The organism is Neorhizobium sp. 2083 (assembly GCF_031455615.1).
Classification (GTDB): Bacteria; Pseudomonadota; Alphaproteobacteria; order Rhizobiales; family Rhizobiaceae; genus Neorhizobium.
On sequence record NZ_JAVDTC010000008.1, the window covers coordinates 199,384 to 220,423 of the forward strand.

Below are 21,040 nucleotides of genomic sequence, written 5' to 3' on the forward strand. Positions count from 1 at the left end.
CGGGCAGCCGAGCCGGCTGCTGCCGAGCCTCGCGCTCCGCCGTGCCGCAAATCAGCTGTAAAATGGCACAGCAATGAGCGACGCGACGGGCAATTCAATCCTCGATCGTATCCCTGCCCTCCGCCTTGAGGCGTGCGAGACCGTCCTTCATGGCCTTTAGCTGTTCCGCAGTGTGGCCTTGCCATTCCGTGAGTTCGCCGACGATGCGCAGCGGATCGCGGGAGCGATAAGACTTCGTCGGATTGCCGGGGAACTTCTTGTCGGTGAGGTTCGGGTCGTCGACATACGGCCCTGTCGGCTCGACGATATAAATCCTCTGGCGACCTTCGCCCGCCGCAAGCTCTGCCCCCCAGGTGGCAGCCTCTACCGTTGCGCTAAAATAGACCCATGACAGCGCTCTTCCCGTATGGTTGGACATGTAGCCGACGCTGATGAAATCGCCCGGATTCAGGTCCGCCCGGGTGCCATGGTAGAACAGGTCCGAGGTAATGGGGCGTTGGTTTTCAGTCATGAACGGTCCTTCTTGGAAACAGCTAGTCCATCGAGCGGAAAGACTCGAAAATAAGGGCCCTTAGCCACCGATGAACAGGATCCGCATCCATGCGTGGATGCCAGGCCTGTACGACGCCAAACCCCGATACCGTAACTGGCAACTCGAAGGTATCGATTTCCGTGACTGCGCCGGACTTGCAGTAAGATCTCGGAACGGAACCGATCAAATCCGATGCTGCCGCAACCGCGATTACGGCAGGGAAGCTTGGCACGATCAGTCTCACATCACGGGCATGGCCAATCCCGGCGAGCGCCCTGTCGATCGGACCAAAAAAATCCGGATGGGGCGAAAAGACGACATGGCCCCAGGCGACATAGGATGCAACCGTGATCGGATCCGCTTCAAAGATGGGATGCCCGACCCTTGCGATCCCCACATATCGGTCTTCAAAGAGGGTTTGACAACGCAGTTCCCCGCTCTCCGACGGGAGGACACCGATGTCCAGGTCTATGGCCGCTTCTCTCAAAGACTGGACGTCCTTGTCCGATCGCGGCGCAAAACGGAGCCTTATGCCGGGTGCCGTGTTCGCGACAGCGGCGCTCAGGCGTGCCGCATAGAGGAGAACGAATGCCTCATTCGCCCGGATCGTGAAGTCGCGTCGTGCGTCCCGAATATTCACGGTGGCCGGCGGACTGAGCACCGTTTTCACCGCTTCCTGCAGGAAGCGCACCTCCTCGGCGATCGCCAGGGCATGCGGCGTCGCGACCATGCCGCGTCCCGCCGGCACAAGGATCGGATCGCCAACCGCGGCTCTCAACCGCGACAGCGTTCGGCTCATGGCTGACGTGCTGAGGCCAAGCCGGCGCGCGGCCGCCGTCACGCTCTGTTCCTGCAGCAAGGCATCGAGTGCAGGCAAGAGATTAAGGTCAAGATCCGACATGGCCAGTTTTACCAAGGCATGGCGCCATGCGCAACCATGTCTTTACTTTGTTGCGCCTGGCGCCCGCACTGGGGAAATTTTACCTTCCGTCAGATTTCCACAACGACGGAGGCATCGATGTCGCTTTCCCATACCCAAACCACGTTTCATGACGGTCTGGCGCCGCCTCGACGATATCTGGCCGTCGCCGTCCTTCTGTTGGCGGTTGTGCTGGTGGTTCTCGACGGCGCGATCGCCAATGTAGCCCTGCCCTCGATCGCACTCTCGCTGCAAGCGGAGGCAGGCAGCACCGTATGGGTCGTGTCCGCCTATCAGCTGGCCGTGCTCGTCGCCATCCTTCCATGTGGCGCCCTTGGCGAAATCTATGGAGCGCGGCGGGTTTTCCTGATTGGCGTCGTGCTGTTTACCGTGGCGTCAGCGGCCTGCGCCTTTGCGGGCAACCTCCCCTTGCTGGTCCTTGCCCGTTTCGCGCAAGGGCTTGGCGCCGGCGCGATCATGGCGCTGGCGATGATGAACCTGCGTCAGGCCTTGCCGCAACATATGCTCGGACCGATCATCGGCTTCAACGCCATGGTCATCGCGATTTCCTCGGCTGCCGGGCCGGGGATCGCGGGCGCCATCCTTTCCTTCACGACATGGCCATGGCTCTTTGCGATCAACATACCGCTCGGCGTCATCGTGCTCGCCGGGGGCGGTCTGCTGGGTGAAATCGGGAACGCGAAGCGGAAGCTGAACACCGGGGCGCTTCTGGCCAACACGCTGATGTTCATCCTGTTCTTCTGCGGCGCCGACCAAATGGCGACTGCGCCGGTCAGGGGCGCGGTTCTCATTGCCGCCTCGCTGGCCTGCCTTCTGATCCTGCTGCGCCTCGAACGGAACAGCGACGCGCCCCTCGTGCCGACGGATCTGTTAGCGGCGCCTGCGTTCCGGGTATCGGTCATCGCCTCGATATGCTGCTTCTGCGGCCAGATGCTGAGCTACATCGCCCTGCCCTTCTACCTCCAACGCACCTTGCACATGACGCCGGTTGTGGCTGGCCTCTACATGATGGCCTGGCCTGTTGCGACCGCCTTCATCGCGCCCGTTTCGGGCCGTCTGGCAAACCGCGTCAAGACGGCATGGCTCTGCGCTTTCGGCGGCGCGCTGCTGGCCCTTGGCCTTCTGGTAGCAGGCCTTGCGCCGGTCGATCCCAGAGGTCTCGCATTCCTCGTCGGCACCGCGATCTCCGGTCTCGGCTTCGGACTGTTCCAGACACCGAACAACCGAATTCTCCTTCTGTCAGCACCCAAGGAAAGAAACGGTGCGGCGGGCGCCATGCAGGGGACCGCCCGGCTTCTCGGCCAAACCCTGGGCGGGATCTCCGCGTCCGTGCTTTTCGCAACATTGCCGTTGTCCACGGCACTTGAGCTCGCGGTTTTAATTGCAGCCGGTTGCGCGGCGGCAGCCGGCCTGGTCAGCCTGAGCCGGGCGCGCCATGAAGTGGCGGGACAGCCTGGAGCGGCCTGAAAAAGATCGGGGTCGCTCTGTGGGTAACAAAGCCTTCCATCCGGTGGACTGCGACCATGTCAACACACGGCCGCAGTCCACCGGCACCTCGTCAATCGATCTGCACTGGTCTGCCCGTCTGCCAGCTCGCGGTAGCAGCCTCCGCCAACTTCTGAGCCTGAAGCCCATCCGATCCATCAGGCTTCGGCGAGCGGTTGCCGCTGTCGACCGCGTCGATGAAGGCACTGATTTCGTTGGCGTATGCCTGCGCATAGCGTTCGAGGAAGAAATATTGAACGGGATCGCCGCTGACACCGTTCGCGTTGGAAAGCTCGACGCTGGTGGCATGGATATTCTTTGCCGCAAGCATGCCGGCAGCTCCATGGACCTCGATGCGCTGGTCATAACCGTATGTCGCCCGGCGCGAATTGGTGATCACTGCAATGCGCCCGGAAGCCGTCTGCATCTGCACGGCGGCGGTATCCACATCACCCTCCGCACCGATCGCCTTATCGACGAGCGACGATCCCAGTGCGTTTACGACGACGAATTCCTCTCCCATGAGAAAGCGGGCCATATCGAAATCGTGGATCATCATGTCGCGGAACAGACCGCCGGAGGATTTGACATACTCGGCCGGCGGCGGCGCGGGATCCCGGCTGGTGATCGTCACCATTTCGATTTCGCCGATATCGCCGCGACGCAACCGCGCTTCCACGCTGGCGAAGTTCGGGTCGAACCGGCGATTGAAGCCGATCATCAGTGTCGACCTGTTCTTCTCGACCACATCGAGGCAGGCATTGATACGCTCGACCGACAGGGATACCGGCTTTTCGCACAGGATCGCCTTGCCGGCCCTCGAGGCCGCCTCGATGAGGTCGGCGTGGCTGGCGGTCGGCGTCGCGATGAGGATCGCATCGACATTCGCAGATTTGATGACATCCTCAGCGTCCGCGACCTCGGCGCCCGTCTGCGCGGCAAGCGCCTCTGCCGATGCCTGGAAGGCATCCGCCACATAGGCGAGCTTCGCCTTCGGGTTCGCCGCGATGGTCGCGGCGTGCACTTTGCCTATCCGGCCGGCACCGATCAATCCAAACCTGATCATCTCTTTTGCTCCATGATATGTAAGCGTTTGCTATCGAAGTCTTCAAACCGTGAAGGCGTCACGGAAGCGGGCAAGCGCCGTCTCGTCATCGCCCGAAGCCCAGGCCTCCATGCCGATCGTGCCGTGATACCCCATATCCTTGAGCGCACGGGCAACCGCCTTGTAGTTGATCTCGCCGGTGCCCGGCTCCATGCGACCGGGGACATCAGCCACCTGGATTTCGCCGATATATTGCAGCGCGCGCCGGCACAGTTCGATCAGGTTCCCCTCGCCGATCTGGGCGTGATAGAGGTCGAGGTTGAGCTTCAACGCCGGTCGGTTCACCGACGAAACGAGCGCAAGCGTATCCTCGGCCTTCGCAAACGGCGTCCTGGGGTGATCGACCGCTTCGTTGAGGTTTTCGAGCACGAAGGTGACCCCCTCTTGCTCTCCGAGATCGGCGATGCGGTTAAGCGTATCGCGCGCCTTCAGCCACATCGCACCTGTCACCTTGTCGGCCTTGACCACCGGCAGACCCTGGCCGTCGAGACCGGTCCCGTGCAGGTTGAGGCGCGGGCAATTGAGTTCCCTGGCAACCGGGATCGATTGCCTGGCGGTTAGCAGCAGCTCTTCTGCGCCTTCGTCGTCGGCGAGCGTGCCGGTCACATAGCCCGTCATTGACGAAAAGGCCGCTCCGGATCTCGCAAGGGCAGCAATGTCATGTTTCGTCCAGTCCCAGATCTCGGCCTGAAAACCGAGCTCGGTGATACGCTTCAGCCTGTCGACAACAGGAAGCGACTTGAAAACCATCTCGGCGCAGACTGCGAGCGTGAAGGGGGATGAAGTATGCGACGGACCGTCGTTCATGACCGTATTCCATGTTTGATGATTGAGTGGCTGCGGCAGCCTTTGAAAGGCGCGCCGCATCCGGACAGCCGGGCTAGATTGTGCCGCCGAGTTCTGCCGACAATTGCTGCAGTTCCTTGCCGCCGGCCATGAGGTTCTGAAGCTCGTCCATGGCTATGTCGGCCTTGGCAAAGGTGCCGAGCGTCTGGCCGCGATTGAGGATGGTGAAGCGGTCCGCCACGGCATAGGCATGGCGGACATTGTGGGTGATGAAAATGACGCCCAGCCCGTTCTGCCGGACCTGGTGGATATATTTTAGCACCATCGAGGTTTGCGCCACGCCGAGCGCCGAAGTCGGCTCATCGAGGATGAGGATTTTCGCGCCGAAATAAACGGCGCGCGCAATCGCAACACATTGGCGTTCGCCCCCGGAAAGCGTCCCCACCGCCTGGTTAGGATCGCGGATATCGATGCCGATCTTGCGCATTTCCTCACGCGTCACGTTATTGCAGTGCGTGAGGTCGAGGTGACGGAAAGGGAAAATGCCTTTGCGGGGCTCCCGGCCCATGAAGAAGTTACGGGTGATCGACATCAGCGGGATCATTGCGAGATCCTGATAGACCGTCGCGATCCCCGCATCGAGCGCATCGCGCGGGCTGCGGAAATCGACCTGCTTGCCTTCCACCCGGAATACGCCGCCGCTCGGCCGGACGACACCGGAAAGCGTCTTGATCAGGGTCGATTTGCCCGCACCATTGTCCCCGAGGAGACAAAGCACCTCTCCGGCCGACACCTGCATCGATACGCCGTTGAGGGCGATCACGGAGCCGTAGTGCTTGATGATATCGGTTACTTCGATGATCGGGGCTCGATTGTTGACATCTGGCATGATCAGCGCTCCCCGGTAACCTTGCGGCGGATAAAATTGTTGAAGAGAACAGCCAGAAGCAGCATCGAACCGAGGAAGACCTGGAACCAGTCGGAGTCGAACTTTGTATAGGTCAGGCCGATGGAGACCGAGCCGAAGATGATTGCGCCGAAGAAGGCGCCGATCGCCGAGCCGTAGCCGCCCGTCAGCAGGCACCCGCCAATGACGGCGGCGATGATCGCCTCGAATTCCTTCTGAAAGCCGCGCCGGGCGTCGGTCGAACCGGCATCGAGCACGGTGATAATGGCGACCAGAGCAGCCGCGCATGCCGTCAGGGCAAACAGGCCGGTCTTCACCCGATGAACGGGGACACCGGAATTTCGTGCCGCGTTCGGGTCGCCTCCGGCTGCAAAGATCCAGTTGCCCATGCGGGTACGCAGGAGCACCCAGGTTGCAGCCAGGGCAAGGACGACGAACCACAGGACCGATACGGGAATGCCCGTGACCTTCGGCATGCCATTCGGAAATTTGTCGATCAAATCGTGATCCGCGAGCCAGACAAAAGCGCCCTTGAACGCATCGCCGGAGAAGAGCCCGAGCAGCGGACTGTCCTTAACGCGGTCCCCGATGCCGCGAAGCTGTGTCGAACCACCCGTCGCCCATTTCAGGCCAACGAGCGTCAGGCCGCGCAGGATGAACAGAAACGCCAATGTCACGATGAAGGAAGGAAGGCGCGTGTGAATGACGATCTGCCCGTTGATCGCTCCCATGAACGCCGCAAAAAGCATGGTCATGACGATGGCAACCGAAAGCGGCTGACCGAAATTCGTGAGGATGACGCCAAAGATCAGCCCGGCGAAGGCCACCATCGAGCCGATCGAGAGATCGAACTCGCCGCCGATCATCAGCAGTGCCGCCGCGATGGCAAGAATACCCAATTGCGACGCAGGCGCCATGATGGTCATCAGGCCGGAAAGGGAAAACATCGTCGAATCTGCGGTGAGAAAGAAGAAGACGATGACGAGAACGAGGCCGGCCACGGCACCAAGCTCGGGGCGCCGCATCATATGCGTCACAAAACCCACTTGTTTGACGCGCTCGTCGGCCTTCGGTGCAGCGGCCGTTTTCTGCTCAAGCGAAGCCATAACTCCTCCCACGGGTTGTTATCTAAGATAGCGACGACGCTGCCGGTGGCGCGCTCTGTCGGCCAAACCCCCTCCCCGTTAAGGGGAGGAGATTCTGGGAGAATGCCTTTCGGCAAATCCGGTCAGCGAATGCCCTTGGCGGAAAGATCCACGACCTGGGCGGCCTTTTCCTTGGTGATGAGGTTCGGGCCGGACGGAACATTGCCACCCGGGATAAGTCCGTATTTGGCGTAGTTGGCCAAGAACACGACCGGCAGATAGCCCTGCAGGAACTGCTGCTGGTCGATCGCGAAGGCTGCCTTGCCGTCGGCCACGGCCTTCAGGAAATCGGCGGAAAGGTCGAATGTCGCAACCTTGATCTTGCCGGTCATTCCGACATCTCCGACTGCTGCCAGAGCCGGTTCGCCCGCCGTGCCGGCACCAAGCGCCATGACGGTGTCGACGGCTGAATTGGAGCTCAGCGCCGCCTTGACCTTTGCGCGGACGTCGGCGGGATCGTTGCTGACAGGCAGAACCGTGACCTTGCCGCCGAAACCGTCGGCAAATCCCTTGCAGCGCAGATCGAGCGCAACGTTGCCGACCTCCTGGTTCACGCAGAGGCCTTCCTTGCCACCCAGATCATGCAGCTTCGCGCCTGCGGCCTTGCCGGCCGTGTATTCGTCCTGGCCGACGTGCAGAAGCGCTCCCAGCTGTTTTGAAACGTCGGACCCGGAATTGATCGAAATAACCGGAATGCCGGCGGCGACAGCCTTCTTGATCGACGGACCGAGCGCCGAGGCATCCGGGATGGAAACGATAAGCCCGGCAGGCTTCTGATTGACCGCCGCATCGATGAGTTGCCCCATCGACACCATGTCGAAGGTTTCCGGCGCGCGGTAATCGACGCTGATACCCATGTCTTTCGCTGCGGCAGTGACGCCGTTCTTCACGACGGACCAGAAAGGATCATTGGCTTGGCCGTGGGTGACGGCGACAATTCGAACGTCAGCGGCATTGGCGATCGCCGACGAAGACAGGAGCGCGGCAGCCATGGCTGCGCAGCCGAGAAGCGATTTCAGACCGAATTTCATCTTACCCTCCCAAAACAGTCCGCACGGTTGCGAACTTTCCCATGTCACCGGTTGCAACTCCTCTTGCTACCGGTAGCAAGCTTCGCAAATCTACTTTATTGTCGGTAAAAATCAAGCGGCATTCCAAATATATATTTTGATGGAATGTTCATTCCAATTTTTTTGGGAGCAGGCGATGCGCAAAAGGGCGACGGCGAAGGAAGTGGCGGAAGCCGCCGGCGTATCGAAATGGACCGTCATTCGGGCGTTCACGCCCGGCGCATCCATTACGGACGCCAGCCGGCAGAAAGTGCTGCAGGCGGCTGAAACGCTGAACTATTCCCCCAACCTGCTCGCTCGCAGCCTTGCTACGAATACCACGCATCAGGTCGCAGTATTCGTCGACGACTTTGCCAACCCGCACAAACTTCCGGTTCTGGAACTGTTGAGCGAACGTCTCCAAGCGGAGGGCCTGCTGACGGTACTGATCAACATCAACCGCCATTTCGATCACGTTCACGCATTGATCAATGCAGGCCAACGGCAATTCGACGCCGTGATCCTGTTCGGTACGGCCTTTCGCGAGGAGACGCTGGGTGACCGCCGGCTTGAACCAGGTTTTCCGCCGATGTTCGTCCTTGCCAGAGGCAGCCAAATCCCCGGCGTGCCCGCCATTGCCTGCGACGCCGAACGCGCTCTCGGCGAAATTGTCGATTATCTATTCGACAAAGGCTACCGTCGTCCCGGGTTCATGACCGGAGCGAGAACCCTGTCGACCGCGCTCGGCAGACGCCATCACTATGCGAATTTCTGGCGCCGGAAGGGCATTGAAGGCGTCGTGGAACTGGCTGCGGGCAGATATAGCGCTGAGGCCGGGGCAGAGGCGGCGCGGGCCTATCTGAATAGCAGCTCGCCCGCATCGCGCATCGACGTGTTGATGTGCGAGAACGACATTCTGGCGCTTGGAGCCATGGATGTGGTCAGGAGCGAATTCGGCCTTCGGGTTCCGGAGGACCTCGCGGTTGTCGGTTTTGACAATATCGAACCCGGCGGGTTTCCCGCCTACGGGCTGACCAGCTATGAACAGCCCAACGAGAAGATGGTCGATATCATGGTCGCGATGATCACGGGCAAGCGCGCCGCCAAAATGGTGCTCCTGCCGGGCAGACTAGTGCCAAGATCATCGGCATGAAGTGCCTGATAAGGAACTCCTAAGATGCGGACTCCCTTCGCCACATCGGTCGGCTCCTGAGGCTAAGCCGTCATGTCGAAGCTCGGCTGGCTGGATGCTTATCCAAACAACATCTTCAGATGGTCGTTCAGGAACCGGTCCTTCGGGTCCAATTCCCGTCTCAGCGCTCGAAACTCCCCGGCACGAGGGTAGAGTTTTGTGACGTCGTCGGTGTCGAGGAAATGCATCTTCCCCCAATGCGGGCGGGAATTGTACCCGCGTAGAATGTGATCGACGTCCTTCAGGAAGGGCCAGTAGTCGATACCCGGACCGCCCGACACCGATAGGGTGATGCTGTCCTGGTGGTGAAATGGGCTCATCCATGCCGGATCGCCGGCGGTAAAGCGGTATTCGATCGGGTAGATGCAGTTGGTGTGCTTGTTCAGCATCAGATCCCGGACGGCCCTTATCGCCGCCTTGCCGTGTTCGAGGGGAACCGCATATTCCAGTTCGACGAAATTCGGCACGTATTCGATCGGGTAGACGTCGGAACTATAGGCGATCTTTTCAAATTCGCTTTCCATCGGAGCGGCGTCGGTGATGTCCATCACCTTCATCTCGCAGACGTCGGCCAGCTTGTTCGTGCTCGATACCGCGGACGTGTCGGCAAGGCAGTACAGATGTCGGCTTTCCGGCGTCGGGCACCAGAAAAAGCCGAAGTGGCGGTGACTGGCGGCCAGTTCGTCGTGGCGCTCCATGCAGGTCTCGAAATCGTCCCGCCACAGGCGCTCATGCAGGTTATAGGCGTCCATCACGTTGAGCGTCAGCGAGGAAATGACCCCGAGCGTTCCCACCGAAACCTGGGCTGCATGCAGCCTGTCGCTGTCGCGACCGTCGATATCGAGAACATCCCCGCTCGCGGTGACGATACGCATGCCGGCAATCGATGAGGCCAGGTTTCCGAGCTTGATCCCCGTTCCGTGGGTTCCGGTCGTAAACGCACCGGCAACGGCTTGGCTGTCGATGTCGCCCTGGTTGGTCAGAGAAAGGCCGTGTTCCTTCAACGTCCTGCCGACCTCGTTGATGCGCGTTCCCCCTGCCACCGTGATCTGTTTCCGCTCCCGGTCGATGTTCTGCACGCCGCGCAGATTTGCGAGCGACAGCAACAGCCCGTTGGTGCCGACCACCGGCGTAAAGGAATGTCCCGAGCCCGACACGCGGACGGCCAGGTCACGCCTGTCGGCCTCGTGGACGAGCTCCGCCACCTCGGCTTCCGTCTCCGGCGAAGCCTTGAATTGTGAAACGCAATATTGATTGCCGACCCAGTTGCGCCACAGGCCGCCTTTTTCCAGAGCCATGTTTCACCTCACATCGCTGTAAAACAATTGTCGACAAACAGATGGGTACCGCTGACGAAGCTGGCGTCGTCGCTCGCGAGGTAAAGTGCCGCCTTGGCGACCTCGTCCGGCCGGCACATCCTGCCCTGCTGGGCCGCGATGGCGGCATCCGAGACGTCGACCCCGTAGCGGGTCAGTTCCTCGACCTCCCTCCTGCCATGCGGCGTCTGGATGAATCCGGGGCAGACCGCGTTGCAGCGGATGTTGCGGTCGCGAAACTCGACCGCGATTGCCCGGGCAAACATGTGGCACGCACCCTTGGTGGTATCGTAGAGGACCTCCATCGGCGTCGCGGCGACCGCCGAGATCGACGACGTGCAGACGATGGACCCGCCGCCCGCCTCGATCATCTGCGGCAGCACGGCCCGCGTCATCAGGAACATGCTGCGGACGTTGATGGCCATCAGCCGATCCCAGTCTTCCGCCGTGGTTTCGAGGAACGGCCGGACGATGATCGTTCCGGCATGATTGAACAGTACCGTTATCGGCCCGAGTTCGTCGGAGATCGCGTCTACCGCCTGTTTCACCTGCAATTCGTCGGAAACGTCAGCGGGCGCGAATGCGACCCTCAGGCCTTCTTCGCGCAACCGGGCGGCGACGGCGGCCCCCTGGCTCTGCGGGAGATCGACAATCCCGACCGCTGCGCCTTCTCTGGCAAACAACTCGCTCGCGGCAAGCCCGCATCCACCCGCGCCACCACTGATGAGCGCGACCTTTCCATCCAGACGACCGGCCATTCATCCTCCAACCGTTGTCGATAACGGCCGATCGATGGCTGGGCAGGGCTTTTTCGCGCCTCTTGTTCTCCGGCCGGCGAAGGGCGGCTATACTTCTCCTTGATGGGAGCAACTTGGCCTAAATTCGCGCCATGGTCCATGGGGATATGACCCAGTGCCGTTCACGTCGGCGGATGGCCGGTCGACCTGACATGCGCTGGCCACCGGACGCGCAACATCCTCGTCAGTGGGTCGTTCCGAGCATCGCCTGGCGGATTTCCTCATTGGCGATCCCGCCGTCCGAGCGTTTGAACTCCCGGTGAATGCTGCCATGCGCCAGCACATAGGCGCGCGAGGATACGTCGACTGCCTGGAAGAAGCTCTGCTCCGCCATGAGGATCGTCATGCTGCTCCTTTCGCGAAGCTGCGTGATGGCGTTCAGGACGTCGCGCACAACGATCGGCGCCAGCCCTACCGACGGTTCGTCGATGACCATGATCTTCGGCGCGGTCATCAGCGAACGGGCGATCGCCAGGAGCTGCTGCTGGCCGCCGCTCATCGTCGCGGCGATCTGCCTGCGGCGTTCCAGAAGCAGCGGGAAGGTCTCGAAACAGGAGGCAACGTTTTCCTTCATCCGGCCGCTGACCAGCGGATTGCTGCCGGCGAGCCTGAGATTGTCCTCCACGGAAATATTCGGCACCAGCCGCCGCCCTTCCGGCACGATCGACAGGCCCAGCCGGACGATTTCGTGCGGCGGAAGCTTCGTAAGATCGCTGACCTTGCCATCCCATTCGAGCAGGATGCGGCCGGCGCTCGCGCGCACGAAACCCAGCACGCAGTTGAGCAGGGTGCTCTTGCCGTTGCCGTTCATGCCAAGCAGCGCGACCATCTCGTTTTCGTTCACTTCCAGCGAGACATTGCGGAGCACGGAGACGGCGCCGTAGCCGGCGGACAGATTTTCGACAATCAGCCTATTCACCGAAATACACCCTCCGAACCAGTGGATTTTCCGCGATCTCGGCCGAGGTGCCGGATGCGATCAACCTGCCTGTCTCGAAACAGACGATCCGCTCCGAAAAGCGCATGACGGCATGCATGATATGCTCGATCATGATCACCGCGACGCCGGACCGGTTGAGCGCAAGCAATATTGCCAGAACCTCGTCAATCTCCCCTTCCGAAAGCCCCGCCATCGCCTCGTCGGCGATCAGCACCTTCGGGTCCCCGACAAGCGCCCGGGCAAGTTCGAGCTTGCGCAGTTCGAGCTGCGACAGGCTTTCGGAGGGATGGGAGATGCGACCGGCGAGGCCGACGCTTGCCAGCACCGAGCGCGCCCGCTCCTCCTTGCTGCCGTCGATATGGCAGTAGTCCAGCGGCACGAGCAGGTTTTCCAGCACCGTCATGCCGGTAAAGGGCCGCGGGATCTGGAAGCTGCGGGATATGCCGAGCCGGGCCCGCCTATGGGCCTCGAAATGGGAAATATCCTGCCCCTGGAAATGTATCGAGCCTTTGTCGGGACGGTAGACGCCGGTGATACAGTTGATCAGCGTCGTCTTGCCGGATCCGTTCGGGCCGATGATGCCGAGCCGTTCGCCGGCCCGCAGGTCGAGATCGAGGGGCCCGAGCGCCCGAAACGCGCCGAACACCTTTTCGACGCCCTTCATCGAAAGAACAATCTCGCTCATGGCTTCGCTCCTCCGGACGACTTGCGGCCGAAGAGATCGGCAAGCCCGCCAGGCGCGAAGGCGACGAAGGCGATCAGCACCAGTCCGACGAACAGGATATTGAGCTCCGACGAAATCGTGACGGTCGCTATCTGCTGCACCGAAGCGAGCAGCAGCGCGCCGAGAACCGGACCCGACCAGCTCTTCGTGCCGCCGATCAGCGGCATGGCGATGGCATTGAGGCCGATGATCAGGCTGAAAGCCGTGACCGGCTCCACATAGGACGTGTAGAAGGGATAAGGCGCGCCGGCCGCCGCCAGCACCGCTCCACTCAGGGCGCAGGCAAGCAGCTTGAGGCGCAGCGTCGGCACGCCTGAGCATTCCGCCGCATCCTCGCTGGCCTTGACCGCACGCAGACCACGGCCGATCCAGGAGATTTCGACAAAGCGGGCAAGCGCCACGCTCGCAACCGCGATGATCAGCATGACGGTGAAGTTATATTGCGACGGACCGGGGCTCCAGGCTGGCGGGCGCGGACCGTAGACGGCCATGCCGCTTGCCCCGCCGAGGGCGGAGATGTTGTGCACGATCGTCTCCAGCACGACGACGAGGCCGAGTGTGGCGATGGCGAAATAGACGCCCTGGATGCGCAGCGTCAGATATCCCGTCAATACGCCGAGGAGGGCTCCGAAAATCGCCGCAGCGAGGATGCAGAGCGGCAGCGGCAAACCGAGGGTGGTGAACAGGAAGGCCGAGAGATAGACGCCCGACCCGAAGAAGCCCGCGGCGCCGAAATTGATATAACCCGCATAGCCACCGAGGATATTCCAGCCAGTGGCGATCGTCACATATTGAAGGACGACATAGCCGACGAAGAAATAGAACGGATTGCGGACCGTCCAGGGCAGAAGAAAGCCGAGCGCGAGCACGATGCCCACGGCCGCGAGAAACGGGAAGGAGTTCTTTCTCATCGCGCCGCTCCGAACAGGCCCTGCGGGCGAAATGCAAGGCCCAGAAGCAGGATCGCGAAGGCGACGCCCGGGGACCAGGAGGGATTGAGATAGCTTGCAACCAGGGCCTCGGCGACGCCGATGACGATGGCGATCACGAGGTTGCCGGGGATGGAGCCCATGCCGGCCAGGACGACGATGGCGAACACTCGCCCGATCTGGAACCGTCCGCCAAAGGGCTCGACCGGGCCGATCATGATCAATGCGGCGCCGGCCACGACCGCCGTCGCCGTGGCAATGCCGAAAGCGTGCCGCTTGACGGCTGCCGGATCCAGGCCGGCAATCGACAGCGCCCGCTCCTCATGGGCGACGGCGCGGATAGCGGTGCCGGAATTGGTGCGGCTCAGATAGAGCCAGACAGCGGCAATCATCACCGGGCCGAGCAGCGCGGGGATCAGCAGCCGGTAGGGAATCGTCAAGGCGCCGAACTTCAGGCTCGAGCCGATATAGGAGACGTTCACGGACTTGAGTTCGGAACCAAAGCTCAGCACCAGAAGGATTTCGACCACAAGCGACAGCCCGAAGAACAGCGTCAGGCTCTGAAGCACATTGGCGCCGCCGCGTCGCTCGAAGACCCGCGAATAGAAGAGGTAAAGCGCGAGGCCGAGCACATAGAAGGGAACCAGGCCGATCACGGCGGCAACGATCGGATCGAGCCCCCATTGCGCCAGCGTATAGACGAAGAAGGCACCGGCGACGACCAGCGTCGGATGCGCGATATTGGGAATGTGAAGGATGCCGAAAGTGATGGCGAGCCCCAGGGCAAGCGATGCATAAACGCTGCCCAGCAGAATGCCCGTCACAATGGCGTTCAGCAGAATGTCGATCGAGAACATATAAAGGGTCCTTGAGCCGGCGACCCGCCGGCTCTCTGGATCGGTTGACGGGATTAGCTGGCGCGCGCCTTGTTGTAGGGAGCGGCGAGATCGCCTGTCTTCAGCGACGGCGGATCGAGGATGACCTGGCGGCCCGGGCTGCGGAACTGTTCGAGGTCGTTGCCCTTGATGCCCCGCAGCTGCACCATCAGCACGCGCCGCTCCTTCCAGTCGCCGATCTCGTTGAAGGCGATCTTGCCGGCGATCGTATCGACCGCGTTGGCGTGCAGAAAAGCCGCCATCTTGGCGGGATCGACCGATTTTGAACCGGTAATGGCGGCCGCGGCGATCTGGCCTGCAACATAATAGAAGGGCGGGATGTAGTAGCCGAGCGGATCGACGCCCTGCTTGACCGCGATCGGCGTGTAACGATCGAAGAAGCCCTTGATCGCGGGGGTCTGCATGGTCGGCTCGGGAACGAAGGTATGCGAATTAACGAGACCGTTCAGTTCCGGGCCGAGAGAGCTCAGGAGCGCGCCGTATTGCGGTCCGATCATGGCGCCGCCAAAGAGCTTCACCTTGTCGGAAATGCCGATTTCCTTGACGCCGCGGATGATCGCGGTGCTGTCGGCCGGATATGAGGCAATGAAGATCGCTTCGGGATCGCCGGCATTGATGTTGCGGATCATCGCCGAGAAGTCGGAGGTGTTCGGCGGATAGCTCTGGTTGAAGACGATCTCCATACCGTATTCCTTGGCGACTTCCGCACCGCCCTTCGCCGCGTTTTTGGAAAACTCCAGATCCGCATTGATGATGGCGATCTTCTTCACCCCTTGCGCCTTGGCGAGGTCGAAGAAACCGCGGGCCCAGTCGCGACCGGAATTCGGTCCCCAGGGACCGCTATGGAAGAACTTGTCGTGCTTGGCGACATCGTTTCCGGCAAGCCCGAACATGCCGACCATGAACAGATCGCGCTGCTTGATGAACGGCATGACCGGCGCCGACAGATTGGCGCCATAGGGTGAAAACAGTACATCGCAGGCATCGACATCGACTAGCTTCGAATAGATCGCCGGCACGTTCGCGGCGCTGCTCTGGTCGTCATAAGTGACCAGTTCGACCTTCCGGCCGAGAAGACCGCCCGCCGCGTTGACGTCGTCGCGCCACAGTTCGTAGCCGATGAGGCCGTTCTTGGTGCTGGCCAGCGGACCAGTTAGCGAAACGCTGGCGCCGATCCGGATCGGCTTGTCCTGCGCAAACACCTTGTTTCCGAGGATCGCAGGCGCAACGAGACTTGCAGCCGTGGCGGCCGCGAGCTTGTGAAACTGACGTCTTGTCTTCATAACTTTCCCTCCCAAAGAAAATTCGCTAGACGAATAAATATTCGCATAACGATAGGCAGTGGGCCTTGCGCTTGTCAATCCCGTGTGCGAACGAAAAACGGAAGCGCAGGAGAATTCGATGATCGACAGCAATTCACCCGAGTTCGTAGAGGCTTTGGCAAGGGGGCTGTCCGTTCTGGAAGCTTTCGATTCCCGGGACCCCGAGATGACGCTCGCCGAGCTTTCGCGCAAAGTCGGAATGTCGATCGCCACCGTCCGCCGCAACGTGCTGACATTGGAAGCGCTGGGCTTCATCCGCCGCCACAACAAGCATTTCCTGCTCGCGCCTCGCGTCCTTACCCTCGGGTCGGCCTATCTCAACGCCTTCAATGTCGAGGAAGCGGTGACACCCGAACTCCACCGGATCACCTCGCAATTCGGCGATGCCGCCAACATGGCGGTGCTCGACGGCACCAACGTGCTCTACATTGCCCATCTTTCGGAAAGCCGCGGCGTGCGCCGCAACGCCAGTCTCGGCGTCACCTATCCGGCCTACGCCACCTCGATGGGGCGCGTGCTGCTCTGCGCCTTGGCGGAGGATGAGATCGACCGTTATTTCGAGACCTACGCACCCGTCAAGCTTACGGACTATACCGTGACCGGTGAGCCCGAACTGCGGGAGATCCTTCTCGAAACCCGGACCAAGGGTTATTCGATCACCGTCGACCAACTCGACTACGGCATTACCGCGATCGCGGTGCCGGTGAAGGACAACACCGGTCGCGTGGTCTGTTCGATCAACAGCTCCGGCTACACGCCGCGGCTGACGCCCGAAGAGTTGATTGAACAGCGCCTGCCGGAAATGCGGCTTGCCGCAAACCGCCTCTCGCAACTCTTCACCCGTTTCCCGGCGCTGCTGCATTCGTTGGGACCGACGACGGCTGCGGTCCGCTAACCTTCGGCTTCCCCGAAATTTTCCTGCGGGCCCTGACGAGGGCTTGACACCCCGGCCATTTTGCGAATTCATTATACGAATATAAATTCGCTAGACGAATATTTAATGCTGACGGGAGGATTCTTCATGGCGCGATTGACCGTCGCGGTCATTGTCGGCAGTGCACGCCAGGCGTCACTCAACCGGCTGCTGGCGCTCGCCCTGACAAAGCTCGCAAAACCCGATATCGGGTTCGACTGGATCACCATCCGCGACCTGCCGATCTTCGACCAGGAGGTGCTGGATGCGGGCACCCCGCCGCAGGTCCAGCGGCTGAAAGATCAGATAAGTCAGGCCGATGCCCTGCTTTTCGTCACTCCGGAGCACAATCGCTCGATCTCGGCGATGCTGAAAAACGCCATCGACTGGGGATCAAGGCCGAGGGACGCCAGCGTCTGGGCCGGCAAGCCGGCGGCGATCACCGGTGCCTCCTATGGGCGGATCGGTACGGCCGCCGCGCAGCAGCACCTGCGGGCCATTCTCGGCTGCCTTGACGTGGCTGTGATGGGACTGCCGGAGGCCTTCATCCATCTCACTCCCGGCCTCATCACCCCGGAAGGCGACGTGACCAATGAGGAGACCCGCCTGTTCCTGCAGCAATTCATGGATCAGTTCGACCGTTGGGCCAGCCGCTTCGCCGGCAAGACGAGCACCCCGGCCTGACCCAAACCCAAGGACTTGAACATGAAAATCGGAAAGCAGTCCGCCCCCTATCAGGCGATATGCACCTCCAATCCGGACAGGATCATCGTAAGAGGCCATGACCTCGTCGAAAACCTCGTCGGCTCGATTTCCTTCACGGACTACACCTGGCTTCTCGTCACCGGTTCGCTGCCGAACGAAAACCAGCGCCGCATGCTGGACGCCACGCTGGTGGCGATCGCCGAGCATGGGCTGGTGCCGAGCGTGCAGGCGGCCCGCATGACGCTTGCCGCTTCCCCCGAGGCGGTGCAGGGAGCCGTCGCCGCGGGTCTTCTCGGCTGCGGCTCGGTCATCCTCGGTGCGTCGGAGACGTCCGGCGCTTTCTTCCGCGATGTGCGAGAACAAAAGGAAGCCGACGGAAGCACGACCGAGGCGGCGGCCGAAAAACTGCTGCGCCAATACAAGGAGCAGAAAAAGGCGGTGCCCGGCTACGGCCATCCGCTGCACAAGGGGCACGACCCGCGCGCCGAACGGCTGCTGGCGATCGCCCGCGAACTCGGCCTCGCCGGCGTTCACTGCGAAATCGCCAAGACGGTCGAGAGGCTGATCCCCGGGATCATAGGCAAGCCGCTCGTGATGAACGTATCGAGCGCCATTCCCTGCGTGCTGCTCGATGCCGGCTACCCGCTCCTGGCGCTAAAGGGCGTACCGCTTCTTGCCCGCACCGCGGGGCTGATCGGCCATCTGCTGGAAGAACAGACCCGCCCGATCGGCTTCATCATGTCCCACGCCGCCGCCGGGGCCATCGAATATGACGGCCCCGCCCCCGAGGGCTTCGTCGCGAATGAAAACTAGGATCCGGAAATGCTGACTGCTTTGAACCATATCCGTGTCGTCGAACAGGGCACGTTCATCACCGGTCCCTGCGCAGGCATGATGCTCGCGGATCTCGGTGCCGACGTCATCAAGATCGAGTCGGCCGGCACCGGCGACCCCTATCGCAGCTTCAAGACCGGTTTCTACAGCGCCCATTTCCAGGCTTACAACCGCAATAAAAGGGCGATCGGTCTCGACCTCAAGAGCGAGAAGGACCGGGAGGTCTTCTATCAGCTCATCGCCCAGGCAGATGTCTATATCCAGAATTTCCGCCCGGGCGCCGCCGGCCGCATCGGCGCCGACTACGAAACGCTGTCGAAGGTCAATCCGAAGCTCATCTATTGCTCGATCAGCGGTTTCGGTCCCGATGGCCCTTATGCGCAGCGGCCGGTCTACGATTCGGTCGCCCAGGCCGTCAGCGGTTTTCTGAGCGTCTCCATCGACCCGGAACAGCCGCGATTCATCGGCCCGGCGCTCGCCGATGCGATCACCGGCATCTATGCCTCACTCGGCATTTCCGCAGCTCTTGTCGAGCGCAACCGCACCGGCCAGGGCAAGCGTATCGACATCTCGATGATCGAAGCGATGATGCACTTCGCCGTCGAGCCGTTCATGGGCTATTTCGCGCTCGGGGAGGAGCCGAGCGGCGTGGATCGCCCGCGGCTTGCACAAGCCTTCATCGTCCGCTGCAAGGACGACAAGCTCTTCGCTTTCCACCTCTCCTCGCTCGACAAATTTTGGGACGCGCTGGTCGAGGCGATCGAAGGGCAGGCGCTCGCAAACGACGAACGTTTCTCGCAGCGGCTCAAGCGTATCGACAATTACGAGGCGCTGAATGCCGAGCTGAACGCGATCTTCGCGACGAAGACGCGGGAGGATTGGGTGAAGCGTTTCGCCGGGTTCGACGTGCCGGCGGCGCCGATCAACACGATCCCCGACGTGGTGGACGATCCGCAGGCGAGGCATCTGGACATGTTCGTCCCCGTCGCCGACCGGATCGAGGGTGCCCGGCAGACGATCCGCCCGGCCTATTCCTTCGATGGCAAGCACGCGACCAACGTACGGGCCGCGCCGATCGTCGATCAGCACAGCGCCGAGATCCGCTCGGCACTCGAAAGCAATCCCGATGCATGGCCGGCGCTGAAACCGGACGCCGACGCACGATAATTCGATATATGGAACACAGCGGATCTGGAGGAGAGACATGGCAACCCTGGCAGCGGTCCTTGCGACCACCCATCACCCCTTTTACCTGAAGGCGACGACCATGCCGCCGGAGCAGCAGATGCCGCAGGCGGCGGAATGGAAGCGCAAGGTCGAGGCCTATCGAGAGACGCTGACCCGCGCGAAACCCGATATCCTGGTCATGGTCGGCGCCGACCATTTCCACCAGTTCTTCCTCGACAACTATCCGCAATTCCTGATCGGCAAGGCGCCGCGCTACGACGCCACCTTCTACAACGAGGAACGCGAGTTCGGCATCCCGAAATATGTGCTGGAGGGCCATGAGGAACTTTCGAACTTCATGCATGAAGGGCTGATGGAGCGCGGCTTCGACTTCGCCTTCAGCCATGAACTGAAGCTCGACCATTCGATCATCTGCCCGATCATCACCACGCGGCCGGACGCCGATCTGCCGGTTGTGCCGATCTACACCAACATATTCGTACCGCCGCTCCCTTCCCCGAAGCGTTTCTGGGATCTCGGCCGCGCCATCCGCGAGATCATCGACGAGTTTCCATCCGACAAACGCATCGCCGCCGTCGGCAGCGGGCACCTGTCGCTCGAACTCGGTGGACCGCGTCAGTTCAAGGAAACGGGGCCCGACCCCGAATTCGACCGCAAGGCGATCGAATGGCTGTCGACCGGCAATATCGGCGCGATCCTTGAAAACGTCACTCATGAGAGCATGACGAAGAGCGGCAACGCGACCCACGGCTTCATGGACCTGATCCTGATGATGGGCATCGCCGGGCCGATCCCGACCGCCTATCACGATAACCTGGACCTCTTCCACACGATGGAGGCATATTTCACCTGGTATCCGGAAGGAGCAGCCGCATGAGCAAATATTATGTGAACAAGTTCCTCTTTACCGTCGACAGGGACCCGGAACTCCTGCGCCGCTACAAGGAAGATCCACGCTCGCTCGTCGCCAGCTGGGAGCAGTCGATCGGCCCGAAGCTGAACGACGCGGAGCTTTCGACCGTCAATTTCCTGACGGATGCGGAGCGTGAGGCGCTGATCGACCACGACTATGTCGCGTTGTTCGAGATGGGCGCCCATTTCTTTCTGTCGCTGACGATCTTCATCGCCATCTATGACGGGGACTATATGGCGAAGAGCGGCCCGCTCTCCTTCCAGCGGGAGTTTGCCGAAAAATTGCAGCACTGGACCGGCAAGGACTATCCGTCGGTGGCGCTGTGGCAGGCGGCGGCGCGCTGATCGTTTCGTTTGCATAGGCCTTCCGCCCACTTCGAAGACGGAAGGCTCGACGCGTTGGGCACAGGGATCGGGAGGAAA

The 21,040-nt window shown here is 61.4% G+C and carries 22 protein-coding genes; 8 read left to right on the plus strand and 14 right to left on the minus strand.

The window, feature by feature from the left end; genetic code table 11:
- Window positions 1-94: 94 nt before the first annotated feature.
- Both arr and J2X76_RS26570 read right to left on the minus strand, forming a co-directional pair.
- Entirely contained in the window at window positions 95-511 is a 417-nt protein-coding gene (arr, locus tag J2X76_RS26565) for an NAD(+)--rifampin ADP-ribosyltransferase (RefSeq protein ID WP_310220557.1), read from the minus strand.
- A 22-nt stretch (window positions 512-533) separates the two neighbouring features.
- Complete coding sequence (locus tag J2X76_RS26570; protein WP_310220597.1) at window positions 534-1,433, minus strand: LysR family transcriptional regulator; 900 nt, start codon at window positions 1,431-1,433, stop codon at window positions 534-536.
- 117 nt (window positions 1,434-1,550) lie between these two features.
- On the opposite strand from J2X76_RS26570, the gene J2X76_RS26575 reads away from it, so the two are divergent.
- Window positions 1,551-2,939, plus strand: a complete 1,389-nt coding sequence (locus J2X76_RS26575; protein ID WP_310220558.1) for an MFS transporter — start codon at window positions 1,551-1,553, stop codon at window positions 2,937-2,939.
- Window positions 2,940-3,030: 91 nt separating this feature from the next.
- Here the strand turns inward: J2X76_RS26575 and iolG are convergent, their stop codons facing one another.
- From iolG to J2X76_RS26600, 5 genes are all read right to left on the minus strand, one after another.
- Window positions 3,031-4,023: an inositol 2-dehydrogenase gene (iolG, locus tag J2X76_RS26580; protein WP_310220559.1), complete on the minus strand. Its 993-nt coding sequence runs from the start codon at window positions 4,021-4,023 to the stop codon at window positions 3,031-3,033.
- Window positions 4,024-4,065: 42 nt separating this feature from the next.
- Entirely contained in the window at window positions 4,066-4,869 is an 804-nt protein-coding gene (locus J2X76_RS26585) for a TIM barrel protein (protein WP_310220560.1), read from the minus strand.
- 73 nt (window positions 4,870-4,942) lie between these two features.
- Window positions 4,943-5,737, minus strand: a complete 795-nt coding sequence (locus J2X76_RS26590; RefSeq protein ID WP_113282854.1) for an ATP-binding cassette domain-containing protein — start codon at window positions 5,735-5,737, stop codon at window positions 4,943-4,945.
- 2 nt (window positions 5,738-5,739) lie between these two features.
- The gene (locus tag J2X76_RS26595) at window positions 5,740-6,861 is read right to left on the minus strand and encodes an ABC transporter permease (RefSeq protein WP_113282853.1); all 1,122 of its coding nucleotides are present in this window, start codon (window positions 6,859-6,861) and stop codon (window positions 5,740-5,742) included.
- A gap of 122 nt (window positions 6,862-6,983) precedes the next feature.
- Window positions 6,984-7,931, minus strand: coding sequence for a sugar ABC transporter substrate-binding protein (locus tag J2X76_RS26600; protein ID WP_113128209.1), 948 nt, complete (start codon window positions 7,929-7,931; stop codon window positions 6,984-6,986).
- 175 nt (window positions 7,932-8,106) lie between these two features.
- On the opposite strand from J2X76_RS26600, the gene J2X76_RS26605 reads away from it, so the two are divergent.
- Window positions 8,107-9,102: a LacI family DNA-binding transcriptional regulator gene (locus J2X76_RS26605; RefSeq protein ID WP_310220561.1), complete on the plus strand. Its 996-nt coding sequence runs from the start codon at window positions 8,107-8,109 to the stop codon at window positions 9,100-9,102.
- 98 nt (window positions 9,103-9,200) lie between these two features.
- Here the strand turns inward: J2X76_RS26605 and J2X76_RS26610 are convergent, their stop codons facing one another.
- From J2X76_RS26610 to J2X76_RS26640, 7 genes are all read right to left on the minus strand, one after another.
- Window positions 9,201-10,439, minus strand: coding sequence for a D-arabinono-1,4-lactone oxidase (locus tag J2X76_RS26610; RefSeq protein WP_310220562.1), 1,239 nt, complete (start codon window positions 10,437-10,439; stop codon window positions 9,201-9,203).
- An 8-nt stretch (window positions 10,440-10,447) separates the two neighbouring features.
- A complete protein-coding gene (locus J2X76_RS26615) occupies window positions 10,448-11,215 on the minus strand; it encodes an SDR family NAD(P)-dependent oxidoreductase (protein WP_310220563.1) in 768 nt (255 codons plus the stop codon).
- A gap of 223 nt (window positions 11,216-11,438) precedes the next feature.
- Complete coding sequence (locus tag J2X76_RS26620) at window positions 11,439-12,173, minus strand: ABC transporter ATP-binding protein (RefSeq protein WP_310220564.1); 735 nt, start codon at window positions 12,171-12,173, stop codon at window positions 11,439-11,441.
- Entirely contained in the window at window positions 12,166-12,879 is a 714-nt protein-coding gene (locus J2X76_RS26625; RefSeq protein ID WP_310220565.1) for an ABC transporter ATP-binding protein, read from the minus strand. The genes J2X76_RS26620 and J2X76_RS26625 overlap by 8 nt, the downstream gene beginning before the upstream one ends.
- Window positions 12,876-13,829, minus strand: coding sequence for a branched-chain amino acid ABC transporter permease (locus tag J2X76_RS26630; RefSeq protein ID WP_310220566.1), 954 nt, complete (start codon window positions 13,827-13,829; stop codon window positions 12,876-12,878). The genes J2X76_RS26625 and J2X76_RS26630 overlap by 4 nt, the downstream gene beginning before the upstream one ends.
- Window positions 13,826-14,704 (minus strand): branched-chain amino acid ABC transporter permease, encoded by an 879-nt coding sequence (locus J2X76_RS26635; protein ID WP_310220567.1) that lies wholly within the window; start codon window positions 14,702-14,704, stop codon window positions 13,826-13,828. The genes J2X76_RS26630 and J2X76_RS26635 overlap by 4 nt, the downstream gene beginning before the upstream one ends.
- 53 nt (window positions 14,705-14,757) lie before the next feature.
- On the minus strand, window positions 14,758-16,026 hold the full coding sequence (locus J2X76_RS26640; protein ID WP_310220568.1) for an amino acid ABC transporter substrate-binding protein: 1,269 nt from the start codon (window positions 16,024-16,026) through the stop codon (window positions 14,758-14,760).
- 118 nt (window positions 16,027-16,144) lie between these two features.
- Here J2X76_RS26640 and J2X76_RS26645 point away from each other — a divergent pair, with 118 nt between their 5' ends.
- From J2X76_RS26645 to J2X76_RS26670, 6 genes are all read left to right on the plus strand, one after another.
- Complete coding sequence (locus tag J2X76_RS26645) at window positions 16,145-16,960, plus strand: IclR family transcriptional regulator C-terminal domain-containing protein (RefSeq protein ID WP_310220569.1); 816 nt, start codon at window positions 16,145-16,147, stop codon at window positions 16,958-16,960.
- Between the two features lie 126 nt (window positions 16,961-17,086).
- Window positions 17,087-17,662, plus strand: coding sequence for an NADPH-dependent FMN reductase (locus J2X76_RS26650; protein ID WP_310220570.1), 576 nt, complete (start codon window positions 17,087-17,089; stop codon window positions 17,660-17,662).
- A gap of 21 nt (window positions 17,663-17,683) precedes the next feature.
- Entirely contained in the window at window positions 17,684-18,496 is an 813-nt protein-coding gene (locus tag J2X76_RS26655; RefSeq protein ID WP_310220571.1) for a citryl-CoA lyase, read from the plus strand.
- A gap of 9 nt (window positions 18,497-18,505) precedes the next feature.
- Entirely contained in the window at window positions 18,506-19,684 is a 1,179-nt protein-coding gene (locus J2X76_RS26660) for a CaiB/BaiF CoA-transferase family protein (RefSeq protein ID WP_310220572.1), read from the plus strand.
- Between the two features lie 37 nt (window positions 19,685-19,721).
- A complete protein-coding gene (locus tag J2X76_RS26665) occupies window positions 19,722-20,582 on the plus strand; it encodes an extradiol ring-cleavage dioxygenase (RefSeq protein ID WP_113282844.1) in 861 nt (286 codons plus the stop codon).
- A complete protein-coding gene (locus J2X76_RS26670; RefSeq protein WP_310220573.1) occupies window positions 20,579-20,962 on the plus strand; it encodes a hypothetical protein in 384 nt (127 codons plus the stop codon). Before J2X76_RS26665 ends, J2X76_RS26670 begins: the two co-directional genes overlap by 4 nt.
- The last annotated feature ends 78 nt before the right edge of the window (window positions 20,963-21,040 follow it).